At 58.2% G+C, this 23,556-nt stretch carries 16 protein-coding genes and 3 pseudogenes; 10 read left to right on the top strand and 9 right to left on the bottom strand.

What is annotated here, in order from left to right:
* Positions 1-309: 309 nt before the first annotated feature.
* Entirely contained in the window at positions 310-3,507 is a 3,198-nt protein-coding gene (locus AC0L3H_RS28910) for an acyltransferase domain-containing protein (RefSeq protein ID WP_473587742.1), read from the bottom strand.
* Complete coding sequence (locus tag AC0L3H_RS28905; RefSeq protein WP_473587741.1) at positions 3,504-7,832, bottom strand: beta-ketoacyl synthase N-terminal-like domain-containing protein; 4,329 nt, start codon at positions 7,830-7,832, stop codon at positions 3,504-3,506. Before AC0L3H_RS28905 ends, AC0L3H_RS28910 begins: the two co-directional genes overlap by 4 nt.
* A 596-nt stretch (positions 7,833-8,428) precedes the next feature.
* On the opposite strand from AC0L3H_RS28905, the pseudogene AC0L3H_RS28900 reads away from it, so the two are divergent.
* Positions 8,429-8,632 (top strand): annotated as a pseudogene (locus AC0L3H_RS28900) (transposase); the annotation flags it as partial.
* Positions 8,633-8,702: 70 nt separating this feature from the next.
* Here AC0L3H_RS28900 and AC0L3H_RS28895 read toward each other — a convergent pair.
* Positions 8,703-9,182, bottom strand: a pseudogene (locus AC0L3H_RS28895) (Tn3 family transposase).
* Positions 9,172-10,398 carry an ATP-grasp domain-containing protein gene (locus AC0L3H_RS28890; RefSeq protein ID WP_473587740.1) on the bottom strand — a complete coding sequence of 409 codons (1,227 nt, stop codon included), beginning with the start codon at positions 10,396-10,398 and terminating at the stop codon, positions 9,172-9,174. The pseudogene AC0L3H_RS28895 and the gene AC0L3H_RS28890 overlap by 11 nt, the downstream one beginning before the upstream one ends.
* Before the next feature lie 249 nt (positions 10,399-10,647).
* On the opposite strand from AC0L3H_RS28890, the pseudogene AC0L3H_RS28885 reads away from it, so the two are divergent.
* A pseudogene (locus AC0L3H_RS28885) lies at positions 10,648-10,808 on the top strand (integrase core domain-containing protein); the annotation flags it as partial.
* 51 nt (positions 10,809-10,859) lie between these two features.
* Here AC0L3H_RS28885 and AC0L3H_RS28880 read toward each other — a convergent pair.
* From AC0L3H_RS28880 to AC0L3H_RS28860, 5 genes are all read right to left on the bottom strand, one after another.
* On the bottom strand, positions 10,860-11,702 hold the full coding sequence (locus tag AC0L3H_RS28880; protein WP_473587739.1) for a MerR family transcriptional regulator: 843 nt from the start codon (positions 11,700-11,702) through the stop codon (positions 10,860-10,862).
* Positions 11,702-12,526, bottom strand: a complete 825-nt coding sequence (locus AC0L3H_RS28875) for a recombinase family protein (RefSeq protein ID WP_473587738.1) — start codon at positions 12,524-12,526, stop codon at positions 11,702-11,704. The genes AC0L3H_RS28880 and AC0L3H_RS28875 overlap by 1 nt, the downstream gene beginning before the upstream one ends.
* Positions 12,501-12,932, bottom strand: coding sequence for a recombinase family protein (locus AC0L3H_RS28870; RefSeq protein ID WP_473587737.1), 432 nt, complete (start codon positions 12,930-12,932; stop codon positions 12,501-12,503). The genes AC0L3H_RS28875 and AC0L3H_RS28870 overlap by 26 nt, the downstream gene beginning before the upstream one ends.
* A complete protein-coding gene (locus tag AC0L3H_RS28865) occupies positions 12,922-13,119 on the bottom strand; it encodes a hypothetical protein (protein WP_473587736.1) in 198 nt (65 codons plus the stop codon). Before AC0L3H_RS28865 ends, AC0L3H_RS28870 begins: the two co-directional genes overlap by 11 nt.
* 552 nt (positions 13,120-13,671) lie before the next feature.
* Positions 13,672-14,055 (bottom strand): hypothetical protein, encoded by a 384-nt coding sequence (locus AC0L3H_RS28860; RefSeq protein ID WP_473587735.1) that lies wholly within the window; start codon positions 14,053-14,055, stop codon positions 13,672-13,674.
* A gap of 394 nt (positions 14,056-14,449) precedes the next feature.
* On the opposite strand from AC0L3H_RS28860, the gene AC0L3H_RS28855 reads away from it, so the two are divergent.
* From AC0L3H_RS28855 to AC0L3H_RS28820, 8 genes are all read left to right on the top strand, one after another.
* Positions 14,450-16,057 carry an ABC transporter substrate-binding protein gene (locus AC0L3H_RS28855; protein WP_473587734.1) on the top strand — a complete coding sequence of 536 codons (1,608 nt, stop codon included), beginning with the start codon at positions 14,450-14,452 and terminating at the stop codon, positions 16,055-16,057.
* Complete coding sequence (locus tag AC0L3H_RS28850; RefSeq protein ID WP_473587733.1) at positions 16,057-16,998, top strand: ABC transporter permease; 942 nt, start codon at positions 16,057-16,059, stop codon at positions 16,996-16,998. The genes AC0L3H_RS28855 and AC0L3H_RS28850 overlap by 1 nt, the downstream gene beginning before the upstream one ends.
* Position 16,999: 1 nt before the next feature.
* On the top strand, positions 17,000-17,881 hold the full coding sequence (locus AC0L3H_RS28845) for an ABC transporter permease (protein WP_473587732.1): 882 nt from the start codon (positions 17,000-17,002) through the stop codon (positions 17,879-17,881).
* Between the two features lies 1 nt (position 17,882).
* Positions 17,883-18,890 (top strand): ABC transporter ATP-binding protein, encoded by a 1,008-nt coding sequence (locus tag AC0L3H_RS28840; RefSeq protein WP_473587731.1) that lies wholly within the window; start codon positions 17,883-17,885, stop codon positions 18,888-18,890.
* A complete protein-coding gene (locus AC0L3H_RS28835; RefSeq protein WP_473587730.1) occupies positions 18,887-19,900 on the top strand; it encodes an ABC transporter ATP-binding protein in 1,014 nt (337 codons plus the stop codon). The genes AC0L3H_RS28840 and AC0L3H_RS28835 overlap by 4 nt, the downstream gene beginning before the upstream one ends.
* A 408-nt stretch (positions 19,901-20,308) precedes the next feature.
* Positions 20,309-20,509, top strand: coding sequence for a hypothetical protein (locus AC0L3H_RS28830; protein WP_473587729.1), 201 nt, complete (start codon positions 20,309-20,311; stop codon positions 20,507-20,509).
* Positions 20,506-21,912, top strand: coding sequence for an amidase (locus AC0L3H_RS28825; protein ID WP_473587728.1), 1,407 nt, complete (start codon positions 20,506-20,508; stop codon positions 21,910-21,912). The genes AC0L3H_RS28830 and AC0L3H_RS28825 overlap by 4 nt, the downstream gene beginning before the upstream one ends.
* A 1,039-nt stretch (positions 21,913-22,951) precedes the next feature.
* A partial coding sequence (locus AC0L3H_RS28820; protein ID WP_473587727.1) for an IS256 family transposase occupies positions 22,952-23,556 on the top strand: 605 nt, incomplete at its 3' end.

Genomic DNA, 23,556 nt, shown 5'->3' with positions numbered 1-23,556 from the left:
CGAATGGGACCACCGAAGCGCAGTCTACTGGACCGCGTCTCTTGTGCAATTTCAATTGCCATTAGGACATCCTTTGATTTTTTCCAGAGAATGGCGACTCGCCCCGGAAGAAGAAGTGCAAAAGCGTAATGAATTAATTGCCGAACTTCGTGATGCCGCGCTCGTATTGACCCATCAGGACTGTGGCAAGCTGACTTGTTCCTGTCTCTGACCGGAAAAGCACTGCGAGAGTCGAAGCTATACCACCTCTTGGGACAACATCCGTTCGAAGGGCTGTCATCGCACGCGAGTTTCACATTTCGCATCCCGTTACGGCCGAGGCGTGCTCACAGCGGACAAGCTTGCGTGAGACACAAAGAGGCGACCGACCTCATTGATGGCCGGACTGCGGATCATTGAGAAATGGTCACCATCGACATACAAAACCTCAACGTTGGGGATTTCTTCTACACCGGTAGCTGCTTGGATCGCGCTTAAGTTCTGCAAGAACACCTCTTTGGTTATACCTGTGACATTGTCCAGCCTAGGCAGGACTAGCGTCACGTGATAGTTGACAGGCGCGTAGATTTGAGCCGAAGCTGCGATGCGGCAATTCCTCTCGAACACCCGCTTCAATTCGCCGATCACGACGCGCTCTGCCGCCGACATGCGGGAGTTTGGCGCTGTTCGCTTACATCGGCTCTTGTGCAGAAGTTGGTTGAAATCGTCATCATCCACACGGGCCTTATGATGCGGGGACAATGCCGGCGCTAAAAGGCCATCAATGGCGACAATCCGCTCGATCTCTCGGCCGCGACGTCCCAATTCCGCAGCCAAGGAATATACGAGCATAGCTCCGAATGAGTGCCCTACTAGCCTCAGCGGACCGTTCGTTTGGTGTTGCTCGACTTCATCGGCCATCTGGCGGACAGCCGCCACAATGTCGTCAGAAGTGCCGTCCTCGGGCGCGCCCAGACCGATCACATCGATGCTGAACTCGACTGAGTGGCGAAGTCCGGCCTCTCCCCCAACATGGCCGAAAATCCCTTCCACGAAAAAAATCTTCGGTCGGGGTTGTTCGACTGTTTCGCTAGCGGTAGGGGCAGCCGACAGAATAGGCGATTTCCCGCCGCTCACCGCTACGAACTTGCGCTCAATTTCCTGGAGACTGGCGCCGTCAGAAAGCAAGCTCAGTGGTATACGTGTATCGCTTACTTCTTCCAGTGCCAAGCGAAGCTCGATCAGCTGAAGGGAGTCGACACCGTTGTCGGACAAGGAACCGTTTAGATCTAGGGAAGTCGCATCTACACCAAGTACCAGCGCCACCTTCGACAGAACTGGCCTGGCCGTAGGCCCGGCGAGAGCGTCAATGTCATGCGCTTTAGAGTTGCGGTGGATGGGGCCCCCGACATCGCTCATAGCGCAGATCGGCCTTTGCACCGCGTCGCGAAGGACGGCGTGGGATTTGCCGTCAACCCGGGCTGAGATAGTTCCAGCACCGGCGGAACTTGCCGCGTCGCGTAGGCTAACCGAACCGATGCTGGCCGTGAGAAAGGCCGTTTCCTGCTCTCGAACAGCCATCGCACAGTTCGCCGCCTGCAACATCGCATTCAGCGCGGTGATCAGTCCGGTCAATCCGGTGGCATTGGAGAGCGAACACAGCCGGGCGTGAAATGCCTTTTCGGCACGCCTACCACTTTCAATCCGCTTATACTGCGGTCCATATTCCAGTCCCTGCAGGGCAAATTGCGCATAGAGGCTTTCAGAAGCGACGGCCTTACCGCCTTGCACCGTATCGCAAAGTTCCGGCTCATCAGGCCAACTTGCGATAGAGTCTACCACGGCCAAGGCATTCCGCGTCCAAGGCTCTTCTTTCCCTATCGTCCGAGAATAAAGAGCAACCCTTGGTCGGTCGCCACCTTCTACCTGAATGCCAATCTGACATCTGCTCTCCGCCGTGTTCAGAACGATAGGCGCTTCGAAAACCACATCATTCAACTGATTCTTAGTGGCGTGGCCTAGGTTGGAAAGGAAATCGAATATCATCGCCAGCATTCCAGCTCCGGGGACGACATAGGCACCGTTTACCCGATGCTCCTCAAACCAATCGGTTTCCTGCGGCGATATCTCGAACACCGTGGTCTTGCGGATAGTATTTTTGCCGAGAGGTGGCAGCGAGCTCGCGTGTTGTCCGGTGACCTGCACTCCAAACGCTGTGCTGGCGATTTCACACTGGTTGAACCGATAAGTTGGCATCGGGACAAGCAAACCACGCCCGGTGTTGTTGAGCTTATGCCAGGGCACAGCATAGCCCGCAGCAAACAGATCAGCGATTTTCTCCGCGACTGGATTGCCGGCACGGCCGAACCCCGGTACCACACCGAAATCAGATCGGGCATTGTGCCCGGCCGTAGCGCGAGTAAAGGTGCTCAGCACCTGCCCAAAGCCAACTTCAAGAAAAATTGGTGCCTCAATTTGGTCCAGCACACGTTCCACCGCCCCCGTATAATCAACGCAAGATCGCATTTGCGTAGCCCAGTAGTCTCGCGTGAATGGCCCGACCGTCTCCGCGGAACATGTGGGGAAAATTGGAATTTGCGGTGTTTCGGGTGCGAGAACGGGACCTCTGTCGCGCAGAGCTTGTGACGCTGGCGCCATAATCTCGCTGTGAAAGGCATTCGCGACTTTGAGGCGGTGGTGCCTTAGCCGATTTTCCGCACAATAGTTCTCAAGGAACTCAAATCCAGCCTCTGGACCGGCCACAACTGTCCGATCGGGGCTGTTCTTGCAAGCGATTTCGAGGCCGAACTTAAGCAGTGGAGCCTGCAAGGACTCAGCATCGGCGTCCACTTGGCACATGAAGCCCTCATCTGGCACCCGTTCCATTTCCACCGAGCGCGCCACGATCAGATCTAATGCCTCGTCCAGAGCAAGCACGCCGGCAGACACTGCGGCAGCGATTTCGCCGACGCTATGCCCAACTAGCCCCGCCGGCCGAATTCCACATGCCAACCACAAGGCGCTTAGTGACAGTTCGACAGCAAAAACGAGCGCCTGATCATGGATCGTATTTGATCGACCACAGACGAAACCATTATTGCCCTCTTTTGGGAGAAACGCGCCAATTTTTTCGGCAAAGAGCCTTTGTCCCAGGCGGGACCGAAAGCCGTCAAGAATCTCGTTGAAAGGGTCCCGAAATACCTCGATGCCGTTCAGATGCCCGATGATTTTCCAGTTCAGTTGCATTCCCTGCCCCGGAAAGATCCAGACGAGATTTGATGAACTTTGTTCATCGGGAAGCTGCTTCATCGGTTGGCCGGAGTGGACACTGTAGCTGTCCTCATTTCTATAAATTACGCCGCGGCACGCGCTGAAATGACGTCGCCCACGCGACAAGGTTTCGACCAAATCGGCCTTACTGCAGTTGATCCCAGACAAGAGGAACTGTTTAACTGCAGCCGCATTGGCCTTAAAGGCTGGAGCCGATTTCGCCGACAGTGGAAGTATAGTGCCGATTGCCTTCGTCATATCACTGGCTTCCTCGACTGTCCCCCATGTATACCTTGCAAAATGATGTGGGCATTTGTGCCCCCCATCCCAAATGCACTTACGCCACCGAACAGCGAGTTCGAGCGACCGAGCGGCACCGGGCGGCTGGAGACTTGGATGTTGTCATCGGGCGGTAGCCGCGCGTTTAGTTCGCAGAAATGGCAGGTGCCCGGAAAGACAGCGTGAAATAAGCTTAGGCAAGACTTGATGAATCCGGCCACCCCAGCCCCCTCGTCGAGATGGCCAATGTTGCCCTTGATGGAGCCAACTAGGCACGGTGCATCCCGTTTGGCTATCCTCAGACTCTGCCCGATGGAACTCCATTCGATGGCGTCCCCGACTACCGTACCGCTACCGTGTGCCTCCACAAAACTCAGCGCATCGGGACCCAATCGAGCATTGCGTAAAGCCTGGGTGATTACATCAGCCTGTCCCTGGGGGCTTGGTGCGGCGAAATTCATCCTGCGGCTGCCGTCATGGTTGACTGCGCTACCGGCGATCTCGGCATAGACGGTGTTGCCGTGATGGACAGCATCCCTGCTCCTTTTCAGCACAACGAGACCGCCACCGTTTCCAAACACAGTTCCGTCGGCTCCAGCATCGAAGGGGCGACAAAGACCATTCGGGCTGCGGACCGACCCTTCCACATAGTCGTACCCTTTCGGCTGAGGCCAAATCACCGAAATGCCCCCGGCCAGCGCGATATCGCATTCATCGTTCAGCAGTGCTTGCCTGGCATAGTGTATTGCCGCTAACGACGTGGCGCACGCGGCCTGAATTGTGATGCTTGGCCCGGTGAAGCCAAGGCGATAAGAAACCGTGGATGTTAGGTAGTTTCTGTCGTTGCCCATCCGTAACTGCAGCGTGTTGTCCTCGCGAAAAAAGCCGTCGGTCCTGCTTTTGCGCATGGGCTCGAGTTCATTCATCAAATAAGTACTGAGCCCGGCACCTGCGAAAAGCCCAATGCGGGTATCAGCCCCGTAGCCGGCATCACAGGAATGCTCAAGTGCGGCCCAGCATAACTCTAGAAAAATTCGTATCTGCGGATCCATCCTGTAGGCTTCAGCCGGAGAGAGCCCAAAGAATTCGTAGTCAAATGCATCTACGTTTTCGATCTGTCCGAAGCTTGGAACAAAGTATCTCGACTCTTCTCTTCCCTCTTTGGCGGCCTGGTGGTCGCCCTTTGTGATCAGACAGTGCCCGCCCATCAGATTCTCCCATAGCGCCTCCGTCGTTACGGCCCCAGGGAAACGACCGGCCATGCCGACGACGCCCACATAGTCGTTCTGCCCGTCAAACCGCACGGGATGGGGGACATCGAACTTGGCTGCATTTTTGGTACTCTCAAGGTGACTCTCAAGCGCGGCAATGGTGGGAAAGCGATAAAAATCGGCTACCGTCAATTCGGGAAAAGTGCTGGCAAGCTCCAGTTCAAGCGACATGAACCCAAGAGAATCGAAACCAATGTCGCTGAATCGGCTAGTCGCGGTGAACCTCGCGTCGGGTACTAGCTTCCGGATCGCCGCCGCTACTTTCATGTCATCAGGCACGAGCGCGTGGACCGACACGGATGTCTCTTCGACGCCTATCTCAGCAGCGCGGCGTTCGAGTGACGGATAATCTATCTTGCCGTTTTTCAGAAGAGGGATCTCGGCCAACTTCGACACCCGGCAACGGAACTGACGTCCGAGTTTGGCCACGATGTAATCGACCAGATCATGCGAGGGCGGCTCCGGAAATTTGGGTTCGCATGTGAAAAAGACTCGTGGCTCCTGCCCGAACGCTGTCGTATGCGGAGCGATTGCGGCAGCATCCAGAATGCCTTCGCGCTGACGAAGGACCAATTCTATCGCCTCCAACGAAATCCGGTTGCCCCGAAGTTTGACAATTCGATCGCTGCGTCCCACCAAGTGAATATTGTCGTCGTCATCCACAAACCCGACATCACCCAACACCATTGGCGCTGAGAACCCTTGCCCTGAGTCGACCGGAAATTGGACCGCCAGATTGCCAGCCACGCCCGCCGGAAGCGGTTCGTTCCGGCAGCCCATAATAGAAACCTTTGTTCCTGCGATCGGCCGTCCAATATGGGGCAGGTCTGGCCAAGCACCGGGTTCGCTTCCGAGCACATGGGCCGTTATATCCTGGGTTTCCGACATGCCGTAGTGGTTAACGAGGGTCGCGCCTGTCTTCGCAAACCACCGCCTAACATTGTCGCTGATCTGTAATGTTCCGCCGGCAACAATGACCATCTGCAATTCCCGGCAAGGTAGGTTCTGTTCCAACGATGCATTGGCCGCTCCTTCCAGCAGCACCGTTGGAAGATAAATCCTGTCCAACGCCATTTCATTCACGAATGATGCGAGCGCACTTGGACTTGACCTCAATTTGGAGTCCGCGAACACGAGGGTCCGCCCTCCAGCCAGCGTCGCATAGATTTCGTGATAGGCTACATCGTGCGTAAGCGACGACAGCTGAGCCATGCGATGTGCTTCGGGCAGTTTGTCGAGGTGCCATTTCACCAGTTGGTCCAATTGTGCGGCTGGAAACCGAATAGCCTTAGGTTCTCCAGTGGATCCTGAAGTCATGACTACATAGGCGTCGAACTTTGGGGACGGATGCCGCTCCGGTGACCCGACCAGAAGCCGAAAACCTGCAACCGGTTTGTCACAAGGAGCAAACCCCTCCGGCCGATCGAAACCCTGAAACACCTCCTCCGTCACCAGAATCGCGACCGCACCCGTCCTTTCCAATTGCTTTAAGTGCAAATGGCCGTCGGTTTCATCCAGCCGAAGAAAACATCCGCCTGCCATATTCACTCCGACAAGAGCGGTGATTTCCGTGGGCTCGCGCGGACCTGCATAAGCGATCGTTGGATTGCCCTGACCGATCCGCGTCTGAATATGCTTGGCCAATTGATCGGCAATGCGGATCAGTGACTGGTAGGAATAGCTCTCGCGTTGACCGCGTATCGCCTCACGCTCTGGATTGGCAGTCGCTTGCTGACGCAATGCGGCTAGAAAATATAGGGTCACAGCAGCGGGAGCCCCGTTGAAGTCAATCAGTTCCTTCGGGCGGGCTGCAATAGGCTGATGTCGCAGCAGGTAGGCTTTCATGCGGCCTGCCAGATAATCGAGAGACGTCTGATTAATCAGACCATTGGCAGCTTCTAGCCGGCAAATCAGGCGTCCAGAGGCGTCATGCCAATGATTGACGACTATCAGATACGGCGTAAGGGACGGTGCCGGTTCAAAGACTCGCGCGATCGATGGGCTGCAAAAGCTAAAGATCCGACGGCGTACCACGAGAACATTGAACAAATTGTCAGCTTGGCCCAATTCCGCAAAACCAGGTGAGGCACTGATCTCCTGATACGGAACGCGCCCGATGCGGGCTGAGAGTTCCATTTGTGCTAACGCCCATTGCGGCACTTGGCCGAAATCGGTCCCAAAACAGCGGTCTTCAATCATTGGCGGTATCAATGCCAATCCTGGACTTCCGAAATACCCAATTTCCGGGCAGCTGTCGGGAACGCAATCCTGAGGAATTGCGACGATAATCTGCTCGTTGTTCAACAGATTTGCGGTCGCGAACTGCAATGCTGCCAGAAGACCCGCCTCAGTTTCGGCATGGCCCCAAATCTGCTCATCTGGTGCAATGACAAACTCGCTCAAAGTCGGTCGCGGCGTGCCAATATGGTGGAATCTAGCGCGCAGATCGCCCAGATCGTTGATGTCTTCAGCGAGGCGCGACACCGCTTCCCAATCGACTTTCGTCGGCGGCTCTGCCAAAGGGACTCCGACCAGCGTGCCGCGGTCCCCGTCAATCTTGGTTAGGCCCGACAGGCCTTGTAGCAATAGAAGGAGTGACCGGTCCCCGTCACAGATGATGTGATGAAACAGACAGAAAAGATAGCTCTTACCTTCGGACTGAACAAGTTGGACTCGCCAGGGATAACGAAACATCAGTCCAGAAGGCTGGCTTATAAACTCCTGATACAGAGCAGAAAGTTGCTGCACCGATGCGCCGGCCCTCTCGGGTAGAACAACCTCTTTCAGGCAGTCCTCTCCTACTGGAGGACTCCACACATAACGCCCACCGCGGCGGGAAAGCCTCGTATTGAGGAAGACATGCTGTGGCAGAATGGGCATCAGCGCTTCATGCAGCTGCCGGGTCGACAATGGGCTCGCCATTTCTATTGCGCAGCATATGTTGAGATCCTTGCGCCGCGGATCAATCGCATCCAGAAAGCACATCCGCTCCTGGGATGAATTCAATGCAAATTCTGTAAATTCCTGTTTCACCTTGTGCCTCCAATCAAGTTGCACATGAATTCTGAGCCGCTGACCGTTCTTCCAACAACGGTATGCAAATCGTGTAATTTCATTCTGGGATACATGACGAAGGCGAACCCCCTGTCGGGCCAAAACAACACAAAGGCCAATTTCGTCTTGCCGTACTCTCGTCCAACATCTTCGCGCCTTGCTCCGGCGCAGCTACAATAGCCTCGCAAGCAAAACGCAGCAAAGCTCATGCCAATTTCGCTGATCTGGCGGAAGAAAGGACTTTACACACGTTTTCAGGAACTTGGCCTAAGGTATAACGGAAGCTGGCTAATTCTGAATGGGTCGACGACCCAACAAAGCCCACATGTGTCGCATGTCCTTCTTAGAGTCCGTTTTGAAATTCACGGATCGGCATTTCCGCGAAGCAGGTTGCCGCCCATGGCGACGAGGATCATGGCGTGAGAGACGTCGATGCCGGATGCTATCCAGGATCGCCTGAGCGCCGGCGCTGGCGGGGATGTCGGCCGGCGTCAGGTTGACCATGAACAGCCGCCGATTCGTATCGACTGCGATATGGCGCTTGCGTACCGCCGGCGTGATTTTGATCGCATCGGTTGCGCACGTGGTTCGACGAAGAGCCTTGGCGGACGAGCCGCGAATTACTGGTGCGTCTGCATGCGGAGCAGCCGGGGCAATATCCTGATCCACTTCTGCGCACGCTGCAGCGCCGCTTGAAGATCTGGCGGGAGGAAAAGGCACACGCGATGGTGTTCGGCCCAATGCACGTGGAGCCGGCAATCGAGCTGATCGCGCATTGATGGAATCCCATTATGGTGAGGCAACGGAAAGATCGTTCGGGAGCATTGCAGGGTAAGGCAATACGCTCTCTCATCTTGATTGCCGCGCCGGAAGAAGACGGCAGGCTTGAGTTTGTGCGCTGCCTCGCCCTTGTTGAGACCGGCTTGGGCACCGCCGACGCAAGGCCGGACTGGCCGGACTGGAATACCACTCGATCATGAAAAAGGATCGCTCGATACGGCCGAGCTCCCGCAGGGCTTTAGCCAACCGACTCGGATGTGGTGAAGCAGCCAGCTTTCTGAGAATCTTCGAGGGTGCAACGGTACGCGCGCGGATCGACGCAGATGCAGCAGATCATCCCAATATTCCACGATGAGCGCGGTATTGATTCCGTACGCCGATATGGTCCGTGATGGCCGGGTAGGTATCGGCTTTTTCGAAGGTATGGAATTTCCGGTCCTTGAGGTTGCGCAGTCGGGGCGCAAAGCGCTTGCCGATCAGGGCGAAGAAGGCAAAGACAGGGTCGCCGGCGCCGGACGCGAGGGTCCGCAGGTTGCCGCTATTCGCCATGGTTTGGAAATGGTATAATTGACCAATCGATCAAATCGACGGCCTTTCGAAGGATGGCCTTGGTCCCAGCGAGGCTGGGGGAAGCGGCGATGACATGTCCGATACAGTCTCGGTAATCGCTTTTCCTAACGATCGGCGTCTTAGGTTTAACATACAATTTGACCTCGGCGACACCTGATACAGCAGCCGCTCGACTGTCGCCACGAATCCAATCGAGAGTGCCATCGCGATCAGCAACTAGGTACTGCGCGACCGCAGTCTGCGAATGGCTTCTGTGCAAATTCCATTCGGAACCGATCACAAGTTTTATGTGCTCGGTGACGAGATCGATACCGTAGGCCAGTTGAACCAGTTCAGGAGCGGGCGAACCCGGAAGACGGGGATTGACTTCAATGACGACTGGACCACCCTTAGTCCACCGGAGTTCAACGTTCGTTGGCCCCCAGCCAAGGTCGAGAGCTCGCAAACAGCTCAGCGAAAGATCGACAACACTATCGCGCTTGTCGTCAGTCAACACGGCCGGATAGGTGAGCTCACGGTAGACGAAGTGCGGTGGGCCACCGAATTCAAGGGCAGCAATCCCAACGACCTCATTCCCCATTACGTCGACGGAATATTGCGGGCCCTGTGCGAATTCTTCGACCAGTATCCTCGGCGACGACCGCCATATGTGCTTCCCGCCCAACAAATAGTTCGTGTGCTCGGTTACCTCATCGAGATTGCGGCACAATCGAACTCCCATGCTGCCGCTGCCTGCGGCTGGCTTAAGAATTGCCGGCAGGCCGATGTCCGAGGCAAAACTTTTTACGTCCGTCGCATTCGCCGCCACGCGAAAAGCAGGTGTGGGAACGCCGGCCTCCGCGAGGAGCTGACGTTGAATAGGTTTGTCGCAGCATCGTTCAATTGATATGGGGTTCGGTCCCGGTAGATCGAAATGCTGGCAGAGCTTGCCAACTCTCGCATAGACTGACTCCTTTGCGCTCGTAATGCCAGCAATGTCATTCGTCGCACGTAAACGGGAACATTCGCGGATTAGCGCATCGAGATTGTTCGTATCGACACGGATGGCGTCAACGCTTTCTGCCGTAAGATAGTCGTATTGAGCTGGATCAGCCGACAGGGTGATAGGACGCAGGCCAAGACGCCGGGCTGCTTTCACGTACAACAGACCAGTATCCCAAACGCCTTCTACCAGGATCAGCGCTTTTCTTGCCATGGGCTGTTAACTCCATTTTTGCGTGCTGTGCGGCCGTCGCTGCGCAGTTCGGCAAGAGCTCTCTTGGCCGTACTCGACATCAGACTTTGCGGAGAAGTACCATCGTCAGTGATCTTCGGGCGCAAAGATTTTGTGAAGTTATATGAAGCGTCTATTGTACTCGTTTAATTACAGGGCGCTGTGGCATGAGGCGTCTTCGACTAAATTTAAAGATTGCGATTTTCAAGCAGCGCTAAGTGTCGCAAGGTCGGTTGTCCGAAGACGATCCGGGTCGCCCAGGGTTCCGAGTTTGTCTCCCGCGACCTCGATCTATGGGCCTATCGAAAGGTGTTGAACTGGACTCCTCCCGGCCGGGAAAGCCGACCGACAATGCCTTCATCGAGTCGTTCAATGGCAAGTTCCGGGCGGAAGATGGAGGAATGGTGTAAGGACTTAAATCCTGTTCCATAACACCCATCTGTCTATGTCGTTGAAGTGAATAGGTTTTGCTGATCTGGATGCGATCCCATGGGGTATTTTGGGTTTTGCCGCGCGCGATGAACGATGCGCTGAGCCGCCGGTTCGTCAAGCGTTGATCGGCTGAAGACCCATGGACCATCCGGCAGAGGATGAACGCCTTCGATCTCGCCCGCCTCGGCGGCGAGCCTGAGGGTCTTCGGTGCAACGCCGAGAAGGCGCGCCGCCTTGTTCAGGTTAAGCCATGGCTCTTTGCCGTCCGCCGCTGGCCGGAAGACAGGGATCTTATGATGCGACCTGTGCGCGGTGACCCGCTCGCGTGTCCATCGATTGCCGTGGCCGGTCACCAGTCCATTGCGGTTGAGGATGCCGGCAATCAGATCATCATTGGCGATGAGCACCAGTTGGCGGACGGCCGCGATGATATCGCCGGACGTGCTGTTGCGCTGTCCACGGCGCCGCTTCGGCAGGCGCAGTTCAGTATGGACGCCGCCAACCCAATGGATCAGGAGAACGATCTCGGAGGCTTCGTCATCGATATCGGCGACCACCTCCCGGATGACGGTACGAACGATGCGCTTCTTGAGTCTTGCATCCGTCCTCGGCGCCGCCCACACAGCCTTGAGATCGGCGGCGAGCGCGGTGACGTGTATTGGCGACAGAAGTGATGGCTCCGATGTCGAGGCATCATGCGCGGCAATCCTGCTCTCGATCTCGCCGACACGCGTAAGCGCCCGGTTCCATCGCAACTCCAGTTCCGCCGCAACCAGCCGGTTCTGCGGATCGATGGCGTCGTATTGCCGGAATGCCCGATCGGCGCTGTAGCGTGCCGCCTCGCGATCGCGCATCAGAGCATCGCGGACCTGATCGCGGCGACTGGCCGCTTGCGCTTCGGCCTCACGGCCGCGGCTATCGCTCCCGGCTCGACAACCCGCAGAAGAGCTTCCTCGATGACGTCGTCGACGCGTAGTCCACCGAAGGCGATGCAACGCGGCTCGCCATTGTCAAGCAGACCACGCCAGCAGGAATAGCGCGGAATGTTGTGTTTGGTTCCCGTGTAGCGGACCGTCAGCTTGCGGCCGCAGCGCCGGCAGCGGACAAGGCCGGCGAGCAGAGCGTCGCCATGCTTGGGCGCCCCGTGATGCCGGCTCGTGGGCACGTTGTCGCTCACCATCTTGCGGATCGCTTCCGCCCTTTCCCAGCCGACGTAGCCTTCGTGTGCACCCGGGATCAGCGCCAGCCATTCATCACGCGCCTTACGGCGGCTGCGCGAGCGAATGGCTGTTGCATCATATCCCGACGCAGCACGAGTCTTACCATAGGCGTAGGCGCCGCCGTAGATCGGGTTCTCGATCATTCGGTGGATGGTCGCATAGCTTGGCCTGCGCCAGACCCCATCGCCATTGTTGCGCTTGGCAGGCAAATCCAGCCCATGTTCGAGGAACCAGAGCAGGGCCTGGCGGGCACTGCCAAGTTCCGCCACCTTGTCAAACACAAGGGTAATGGCCTCCTGCATGCGACGATCGGGATCCTTCTCCAGCCGGTCGCCGACCTTCACAAAGCCGACCGGGGCAGCGACGACGAGTTCACCGCGCCGGGCCTTCTCATAGCGGGCCGACAGGGAGCGCTGACGCAGAAGATCGAGCTCATACTCGTTGAGACTGCCCTTCAATGCCAGCAGCAGCCGGTTCGTTGCCCTGGCGCGGTGCGTAGACCGTCTCCTGGTCGATCAGCACGGTATCGACGACGCGGCACATCTCGATGAGCTGCTGCCAGTCGCGGCTGTTGCGGGCGAAGCGCGATACCTCCCGCGCCGCAACCGCCCCAACCTTGCCGAGACAGACTGCGGCGACCATCCGATCGAAGCCCGCTCGCGCGATACCGCCAGCAGCAGAGCGGCCGCGATCGTCATCGACCGTCTCGATGCAAGACCAGCCGAGTGCCACCAGGCGATCGCGCATCGCATACTGCAGGGCGCGGCTCTCACGATTGTGCAGAACCTGATGGGCCGAGGACTGCCGCACATAAAGGATCGCCTTGCGCTCCAGATGATGGGGCCGGATCTTCTCATGCATCATGGCGCGCCTCCTCCAGTGGAACGGTGCGCTCGCCGTCGACGTGGCCGAGGATCAGGCGCACCATCAGCTTTGTCAGCGTCAGGCGCGTCTCTTCCGGCAGCGCCTGCCATGGTGGCATCTGTGCGGTCTGCGCGTCGTGCGGGTTGGAGAACAGATCGAACTGATATGTCGTAGGCTGGCGCGGCATGGACCTCTCCCCGATTCGTGTCGGGAGGACCCGATGCTGCGCCCGAATCCTCCAATTGCGATGGGGTGTGGGAATTGGCCGTCGCGTCCTGCAGCAGTGTCACCAAGACGCCAAGCGTTCTGGGATCGACATGTGGGGCAGCGGCAATGCGCCACGCGGTGCAGACCGCGCGATCAAACATCCAGGCCGGAACCTCCAGCCACCGATCGGAGGCGTGGCCGGCGAGACTGCGGCGGAAAACCTCCCGGTCTGCCTTCTCGATCACCTCATGAACGTGAACACAACGCCCAGCCCAAGGATGCCATGGATAAAGAAACTTGCGTTCCTCGGTCCTGTGTTTCGTGGTGTTGTTCAACACAGTCCGACCCACAGCGCGATCGGCAACAAGCCGCCGTTATCGCTTATGAAAGGCTCATCGGCGGCTGTTCCGCCTTGAGCCATCACCCCCGGAAGTTCCTGCCCGGGGCGATCCAAAGATGGGGAGCACCTCAGGCGTTAATGACGACCAGGTTTTAGCATTCTGATGCTGCGGTAGCGGGCCGTGCCACCACATCAATTTAGACAAATGCTGCGGCTTGCCGGAAGCGGGACGAGCTCCCGCGAAAGCAGCACGGTCCAGGATAACTTTGCAGCGTGCGGCAGCAGTTGATCGACCTGGCCCCTGACAGGGCAACCCATCCCGCAATGGCGATTATCGGCGTTGCTTTTTTTTCGCAACGGAAGTCTTGCGCGGGGCTCTTCGTGCGACGTCACGACGTCAAAGGGTATCCGCGACCGCGCGGTACTGCTGCCCTTGCTCTCCTCGGGCAGCGCGCCGGCGATATCCTTTGTATGGGCCTCGACGACATTGATTGGCGCGAGGGAGCCTTGCGTGTCCGCGGCAAAGGATGCCGCGAGATACCCTTCCGCTGCCCCAGACGCGGCGATGCGATTCAACTATCTGCAAGGCGCCCGTTCGCCTCGGCACCTCAGCGCCAGTTGCATTGCGCGATCTCAGGCGGTTAGCAAAACTTGAGGGCGCAGCCAACCGAGCGGGCTCTCTGTTACTCACATAAGATCTCCCCCGGCATGAGCAATGGCAGGTAGCGGGCACCGTCACCACGAACCGTTCCGCGCCCCGTAAATGATGAACGGATAAAGGTGGATGCCCTTGCCACCACATACAGACCATGCAGCAGCGGCGCCGAGGGAACCTGTATCGGCTTCCACTTAGTCGCCGCGTGAATAGATTAATGCGAAAATCTCTCTTTTTTCAGGTGGTTGCAAGCTGCTACCGTTCAATTGTGAGCATCGAGGTCCGCACGACCAGCTTAAAAAGGGGAATCAGAAAATGACCATTTCAAGGCGCGAGCTTATCAAGGCGGGCTTGGCTGCAGGGGCGGCCGTATCGATTCCGTCGGTCCTGCGGGCGCAGACGGCGTCCGCTCCCGACCGGACGGTCCGAATAGTAATTCCCAGTTTTCTCCCCGGCTTCGATCCGGTCTTGTCGAGCAACTATACCATAGCCGACCATGGCCTGATGATCTACGATACGCTGTTTGCGCTAGATTCAAAATTGATGCCTCAGCCCCAAATGGTAGGGAAGTGGGGCGTTTCCGACGATAAGAAGACCTACACGTTCGAGCTTCGGGATGGCCTCGGCTGGCATGATGGCACCCCCGTAACCGCAGCTGATTGCGTGGCCTCGATCCGTCGCTTTGGCCAGGCGACTCCCGCAGGACAACTAATCATGTCGCGGGCCAAGGATATTTCGAAAAAAGACGACAAAACGTTCACGATTTCGCTCAAGAAGCCGCTAGGGCTATTAATCAACATCCTCGCGGACCTTGCAACGCCGTGCCTGTTCATCATGCGAGAGAAGGATGCGGATCGCCCTGCGACCGAGCAGGTCACAGCGAATATCGGATCAGGGCCATTTAAGTTCAATCATGCTCTTGCCAAGCCCGGCGCGAGCTTCACTTACGACCGCAATGAACAATACGTCCCGCGCAAGGAGCCATCTGACGGATTGGCCGGTGAGAAGATTGTCAGGATCGACAGGGTAATCTGGAATAATATACCCGATCAGCAGACCGCTGTCGCGGCGTTGCAAGCAGGTGAGGTCGATTTCCTCTTTGGGCCACCCGCCGATCTTTACCCAGTCATCGAGAGTGATCCTAATCTCAAACTCGAGGTTCTGAACAAATGGGGCGACGTGCTTTTCCTGCGCATGAACTGCCTGCAGAAGCCATTTGACAACGTCAAGGCACGCCAAGCGATGCTTCATCTGATCGATCAGGAGGCAGTGATGCAAGCTGTGGTCGGGAACCCCCAATACTTCCGTACGATCACTGGGGCATTCGGGAGCGAAACGCCCTATTCCAATGACGAAAACACTGGATGGTTCAAGAAGGGTGGGGATCCAGAAAAGGCCAAGCAGCTGTTCAAGGAGTCGGGATATGCCGGCGAGAAAGTCATAATCCTGCAGTCGACGGACTGGCGGGAGGGGGACATTGGCGCGCAGATTGTAGCGGATTCGCTGCGCAAGATTGGGATCAAGGTCGAGCTTGCGCCGAGCGACTGGGGCGGGGTTAGCGCGCGCCTAGATAATAAGGGTCCCGTCGAGGACGGCGGTTGGAGCATACACATTAACGGCGAATCCAACTACGATCACAACAACTTGTTCAACTCCATTCAAACAGCGAATGGTGAGAAGGGCTTCGCGGGTTGGCCGACGAGCGACGAATATGAGGCTCTTCGGGCAAAATGGGCGGATGGCGAAACGCTAGAAGAGCGCAAGGCGCTGGCCCGTAAGATGCAACAACTATATTGGGATTTTGTTGGGACCGTTCTGCTGGGTCAATATGTCTCGCCGATTGCGCGCAGCAATGCCCTCAGTGGCCTCATTGGCATGCCGGCGCTCGTGCCAATGTGGAACGTGCAGAAGGTCCCGACCTGATGGCGACCTACATCCTTCGTAGACTGGTTTCGACCACCGCCGTCATGGCGATGGTCGGGATTTTCGTGTTCCTGCTTCTAAGGCTGGCGCCTGGCGACCCAGCTGCTATAATCGCCGGCAAGACGGCCACGGCAGAGAGGATCGCTGCCATCCGCGAGCAGCTAGGGCTGGATGATCCTATGCCGGTTCAGTTCATGCGTTGGGTGCGCGACATGCTCGGCGGCGATTTCGGCACCTCGATCTTTGCCGGACGACCGGTTCTCGAGCTCATCTCGCAGCGGCTTGAACCGACCCTTTCGCTGTCGATCCTGACAATGATCCTTTCGGTGACGGTCGGGGTCTCTTTCGGCATCCTAGCCGCGTGGCGAACTGGCGGTTTCGTCGATCGCCTCCTCGCCGCCTTTTCGGCATTTGGTTATTCCGTCCCGGTCTTTGTCGTCGGCTATTTCCTCATATACTTCTTCGCCATCAAGACACACTGGCTACCGGTCCAGGGATATGTGCCCATCGAGGATGGCCTGGGGCCATGGTTCATGCAACTGATCCTGCCCACAGTGGCGTTAAGTCTTGGCTACATCGCATTCATCGCGCGGGTTACGCGGGCGAGCATGTTCGAGGTCCTGTCGGAAGACTATATGCGGACGGCCGCCGCCAAGGGCGCTTCGTCCTATGCCATGCTTTTCCACCATGCCTTGAAGAATGCCGGCGTCCCGATCTTGACGGTTATCGGCATAAGCTTCGCCTATATGATCGGCGGCGTGGTTCTCACGGAAACGGTGTTCAACATACCCGGTATCGGTCGGTTAGTCGTCGATGCGATTAACAACCGTGACTATCCCATTATCCAGAGCGTGCTCATCCTGACATCAGGTCTGTACGTCCTTATCAATCTCACAGTCGATCTTGCCTATACGCTGATCGATCCCCGCATCCGGTACTGATATGACACTCCCCTCCGCAATACTTGAAACCACGCCGTCGGCCCCGCTGGGGCTTTCCGGCCTTGCCCGTCTCGCAAGGCGACATCCACTCGTCCTGATCGGCGGTGGCCTGTTGGCGCTCCTGATCGTTCTGGCGCTCGCTGCCCCGCTTTACGCAGGCGATCCGACAAACATGGATCCATTCAAGCGCCTCCAGCCGCCTGCGGCCGAGATGTGGTTCGGGAGCGACAATCTGGGCCGGGATGTGTTTGCGCGAACGATCTTCGGCGCCCGTATCTCCCTCATGGTCGGATTGCTGTCGGCGGCATGCGCGGCTCTTGCCGGAGCTCTGATCGGTGTCATCGCCGGCTACAACCGCAGCTTTGACAACGTCGTCATGCGGGTCATGGACGGCCTGATGTCCATCCCGACCATTCTGCTCGCCATTGCCCTTATTTCTCTGACAGGCCCCGGCATCGGCATCCTCATCGTCGCCATCGCGATCCCCGAGACGCCAGCCGTCGCGAGGCTCGTTCGTTCAGTGGTCCTCAGTGTTCGGGAGCGTCCCTATGTGGAGGCTGCGCTCTGCGGTGGTGCGCGCCTGCCAAAGGTGCTGTGGCGGCATATCCTCCCGAGCACCATTCCCGCGCTGATGGTGCAGAGCGCGACTGTTTGCGCGAGCGCAATTATGACGGAAGCCGGGCTAAGTTTCCTTGGTGCGGGTGTACCGCCCGAGATTCCCAGTTGGGGCAACATGATCGCCACTTCGCGCCTGTATCTCGCCATCGCTCCCATGACGATTTTCGCCCCCGGCATCTGCCTTGCCGTCACGGTGCTTGCTGTCAACCTGCTCGGGGATGGTCTGCGCGATATGTTCGATCCCCGTTCGAAGCGGAGGCGCTGACATGCAGATGCATAACACGGCAAGGCATGACGTGCTTCTCGATGTTCGAAACCTTGAGACGCATTTTTACGGTGAGGAAAGCGTCACCCGTGCCCTGGGTGGCATCAGCTTCCAGGTGAAGAAAGGCGAAACGCTTGGCGTCGTCGGCGAATCCGGATGCGGTAAGAGCGTTACTGCCCTCTCGATCCTTCGCCTGCTGCCGAAGCAGACAGCTGAGACGGTTGGAGGTGAGGTCCGATTTCAAGGCCGTGACCTTCTTGAGTTGTCGGAGCAGGAGATGCGAAAGATCCGCGGTGACAAGATCGCGATGATCTTCCAGGACCCAATGACGAGTCTGAACCCGGTCTACACGGTTGGGCGCCAAATCGCTGAAGCGGTGCAGATTCACGCGGGGGTCTCCCGTTCAATTGCGATGGCCAAGGCCGAAGAAATGCTCCGTTTCGTCCGCATTGCAGATCCCGAGCATCGCATCAGCAACTATCCCTATGAAATGTCGGGTGGAATGCGTCAACGCGTGATGATCGCGATGGCTCTCGCCTGCTCGCCGGAACTATTGATCGCCGACGAGCCGACGACTGCGCTCGACGTCACCATCCAGGCGCAGATCCTACGGCTGATCGTCGACCTGAAAGAGCGCATGGGCACGGCCGTGATGTTCATCACGCATGATCTGGGAGTCGTCGCCGAGACGTGCCAGCGCGTTATCGTCATGTATGCTGGCCGGAGCGTCGAGCAGGCGACCGTAACGGATCTGTTCGCGCGCCCCATGCATCCGTACACTCAGGCGCTCATGCGTTCCGTACCTGATCGACGGCGCGGCCGACAGCGTCGTCTGCCAGAAATCCCAGGGATCGTGCCAAGTCTGCGCGAGCCCATTGTCGGGTGCAGCTTTGCGCCTCGCTGCCCGTTCGCGATCGATATCTGCCGCGAGAAGACACCCGCCCTGCGTGATGTCGGCTCTGGCCGCGCCGCAGCCTGCTGGCGCGCCGAAGAGGTCGTGGGCGCATGAAAGATCCTTTGCTGAAAGTCGAGAATCTGACCAAGCATTATCTGTTCGGTGCGGGAATCTTCAAGAAAAGCATTCCGGTGATCCGCGCGGTGGAGGATGTGTCCTTTTCTGTCGAGGCGGGCGAGACGCTTTGCATCGTCGGTGAATCCGGCTGCGGCAAGTCCACCGTCGCGCGGCTCTTGATGCGGCTCGTCGAGCCGACGGCTGGCCGCGTGCTGATCGACGGGACCGATATCGCGGGCCTCAAGAAGGAGGCGCTTCACGCCTGGCGCCGTCGGATGCAGATGGTGTTTCAGGATCCTTACTCGTCGCTGAACCCGCGTCTCACCGCCGGACAGATCATTACCGAACCGGTCGAGAATTTTGAGCGCCTCAGCCGCAAGCAGCGCAACGCCCTTGCCGCGGACCTTCTCCAGAAAGTGGGAATGTCGCCTGAGATGATGCACAGGCTGCCGTCCGAGCTGTCGGGGGGCCAGCGCCAGCGGCTCGGCATTGCGCGGGCGCTATCACTCAAGCCCTCGATCATTATCGCTGACGAGGCGGTTTCTGCCTTGGATGTCTCCGTGCAGTCACAGATCTTGAACCTGCTGATGGATCTGCAACAGCAGATGGGCATTGCCTTCGTCTTTATTTCGCATGACCTCGGCGTCGTCGAGCATCTCGGCCATCGCGTCGCGGTCATGTACCTCGGGCGGATCGTGGAACTGGCCACATGCGAAGCCCTCTTTGCCAAGCCGGTTCATCCATACACGGCGGCGCTGATCGCCGCTGCACCTGTGCCGGATCCAACGCGCGTTCGGCTGGAGGCACCCGTCGAGGGCGAGGTGCCAAGCCCGATCAATCCGCCAAGCGGGTGCGCCTTTCATCCACGTTGCCCGCTCGCGGTCGAGCGTTGCCGCATCGACGTGCCAGCCCTAGTGTCGATGGCAGACGGGCGCGTCGTCGCCTGTCATGTGCGCGCTCCAGCTAACGGCATCCCAACTAAGCCTCACGATCCTGTCTTCGAATAGGGGAAGACACCCGTGTGGAAATCACTGTCAAACTCCTCCCGGGGCAAGCGGTGATAGCATGTTGCCACTGCTGAAACGAAGTAGAACTTGGGCTAAGTCGGCCAGCCTCTCACGAAATAATTTGACTGACCCCGGACACGTGGACTGCCGGGAGCAAGAAGCGACCAGCATCGTACACTTATTAACGGCGTGAATAGATTAAATCAAAAATTTCTCTTTCATAATTACGGAGAATGTTACTGTTTCTTGAGGCAAAAAGTTCAAATGGACGTGTAAGCGATTCTGTATTCGGGCTGACAAGGGCGACGACCTGCGCCAGCACTTTACCGCTTGGCTCGCGCAGTAAGAACAAGTGACGGCGGGAGAGTTAGTTCTCCTCACCGCTTCGAATGAAATGAGAAGAACCGAATGGCGGAAGCACCAGTAGACCTCGACACGTTCAAAGCGCTTGCGCAACGCGCCGGGCTCACGTTGACGCCGACCCAGGAGCGAGATCTCCACGGCGCCTACCGCTATGTGGCGGCGATGGCGGAGCGCGTGCGCGGACGGGGACGGGCGCCCGGGGCCGAACCGGCCGTTGTCTTCGATCCAAGTAAGGCCGCGCTATGACCGCACCCCTGACAATCGCGCAGGCAGCGGCGCTCATCGCTGCGCGCAAGCTCTCGCCCGTCGAACTCGTACAATCTTGCCTTGCGCGGATCGAGAAGCTCGACGGCACGCTTCACGCCTTCATCCGTCTCACCCCCGAGCGCGCGCTGGCCGAGGCGAAGGCGGCTGAGGCCCAGATCATGATGAGCGGCCCGCTCGGCCCGCTGCACGGCATTCCCATCGCCCACAAGGACATCTACTGCACGAAAGGCATCCCGACGACGGCGCATTCGAAGATCCTGATCGACCACGTGCCCGCGGAGGATGCGGTCACAGTCCGCCGGCTCGCCGAGGCGGGGACGGTCATGCTCGGCAAGCTCGCAACCGACGAGTTCGCCTGTGTTGGGCCGGACTTCAATCTGCCTTGGCCCCCAGCGCGCAATCCCTGGAACCCGGCGCATTGCACCAGCGGTTCCTCGAGTGGGACCGGCGCCGCGGTCGCCGCCGGCCTCGTTCTGGGCGGAACGGGTTCCGATACCGGCGGCTCAATTCGGGGGCCCGCCTCGCTCTGCGGTGTTGCCGGGTTCAAGCCGACATACGGGCTCTGCCCGCGCACCGGCGTCCTGCCGCTGGCTTATTCGCTCGACCATGTAGGGCCGCTCGCCTGGACGGTCGAGGATTGCGCCATCATGCTGCAGCCGATGGTGGGGGCGGACGCCGGCGATCCTGCCAGTGCCCAAGTGCAGACATCCGATTTCCGGGCATCGCTCGGCGGCTCGGTTAAGGGAATGCGTATCGGCTTCGTCCGCCACTTCCACGAGCTCGACTGTCTCGTTAACGACGCGACCCGGCAGGCGCTCGAGGACGCAGCTTCTGTCTTTCGCGATCTTGGCGCAGAGGTCGTCGACGTAACCTTGCCACCGCTTGCCGATTGGACGGCGTGCGGTGAGATCATCCTGTTAGCTGAGAGCTATGCCCTGCACGAGAAATGGGTGAAGTCCCGGCCGCAGGACTATGGCCAATGTTTCCGCGACTACATTACCATGGGAGCCTTCCTCAGCGCCGCCGACTACGTAGAGGCGCAGCGCATGCGGCGCGAGCTCTGCGCCGCCTTTGACGAGACGATGCGCAAGGTCGATGTGTTGCTTTGCGCGACGACGCGGAGCGAGGCCCCGCCGATCGAGACGCCGACGAAGGCAAGCTGGTTCGACCTCCCTTGCTTCAACTACGCCTTCAACGTCCGCGGCGCCCCGGCGCTTGCCGTATGCACTGGCTTCACAGCCGCCGGATTGCCGCTAGGCATGCAGCTGGTCGGCCGTCCTTTCGAAGACGCGACCGTGTTGCGCGCTGGCCATCATTACGAAAAGGCGACGCCCTGGCGGGACAAGCGACCAACGCTTTCTGCGTACCTGCCTCACTCATAGCGCTGTGCCATGATGCCGTCGTGGCGGTGACGAGGTTGTGCAGCTCGGCCGGCGGACGAGATTTACAACCTGCCCTGCCCAACCGAAGTTCAACCGTGCCTGAATAAAATCTTGGTCGCTGCGCACGGGGGCGCCCTGGTGTGGACCGCGCCGTTGATTGGGAGCACAGCCGAGGCGGCCAGCCGTTTCCTGCGAGCACTGGCTCTCCCCGAGTGTTTCTCCGGCCGCCTCTGATCCAAACTGAAGGGAATTGAATTAATTGACCGTGGGAGATGATGGCTTCAGCAAACAGCATGGCGACGCAAAAGCCGCATTGGTTAATGTTTATCGCTGCAGCAGGAGTTTGTCTTTGCGGCATTTCGGATGACCGACGTCATCACCATCTCCGCTCGGCGAAAGAGTGATCGGAGCAGCAACCACGGAGCAGTCAGAATGACGATCAATCCATTTGAATTCCGCACAGTCGCCGCCATCCAGGTTGCTTGGGGTGGCGCCAACCGGTTTGGAGAAATGATCGCGGCGCGTTTCCCAGCGCGGAAAGCGTTACTTGTCACGGGGGCCGGACTGAGAAAGGCCAACCTTATCGCGCCCATAGTCGATAACCTAACAGTCTGTTTTCGACAAGGTAGTCGCAGTCCACCCCTGAAAACGAGGTTTACGCTTGCGTGGAGGAGGCTCTCCGTTGAGTTTGCGAAACTCGTTGCAGCGCTAGTTTCGTCTGAGCAGTCCCTCGTAGATACATATGGCGTCGGCAAGTTCATCAGGGCATCTGTGTCTCTACAAGAGGAGACGCGGCGAGCAGGCGCAACTCACAGCACGGACTAATGAGATTGCCGAGACGCGGTTTCGTTTGGCTATCGGTGCGTTAATGTGATGCTGTCGCTACCGGCCGACGTCGGCAGCAAAAGGTCACCCAGAGTCTCGCATCTGATAATCAATGTCGAAACGCTCTTCATGGACTTCCTCAATCGACGAAAATGAGGGACTGTCAGGAATTCTGTGCGCGAGGCCATGATGATGGAAAGGAGAGAATCATCACATGGCTATCGAGAAGGAACTTCTGGACCAACTGCTTGCCGGCCGCGATCCGAATGAGGTGTTTGCCAAGGACGGATTGCTCGACGACCTGAAGAAGGCGCTTTCAGAGCGGATTCTGAACGCTGAACTCGACGAGCATCTCGAGGGCGACCGCACTGACGGCAGCGCCAATCGCCGCAACGGCCATTCGAGGAAGTCGGTTCTGACGGGCACGTCGAAGATGACGCTGTCGATCCCGCGCGACCGGGCCGGGACCTTCGATCCGAAGCTGATCGCCAAATACCAGCGCCGCTTTCCCGACTTCGACGACAAGATCATTTCCATGTACGCGCGCGGCATGACGGTGCGCGAGATCCGCGGCCATCTGGAGGAGCTCTACGGCATCGACGTGTCGCCGGACCTGATCTCGGCCGTCACCGACGCCGTCCTGGAGGAAGTGGCCGAGTGGCAGAACCGCCCGCTGGATGCGGTCTATCCGCTCGTCTTCTTCGATGCGATCCGGGTCAAGATCAGGGACGAGGGCTTCGCGCGCAACAAGGCCGTCTACATCGCGCTCGGCATCCTGCCGGACGGCACGAAGGAGATCCTCGGCATTTGGATCGAACA

The organism is Mesorhizobium sp. WSM4816 (assembly GCF_055811535.1).
This window is presented reverse-complemented; position numbering and strand designations above follow the sequence as displayed.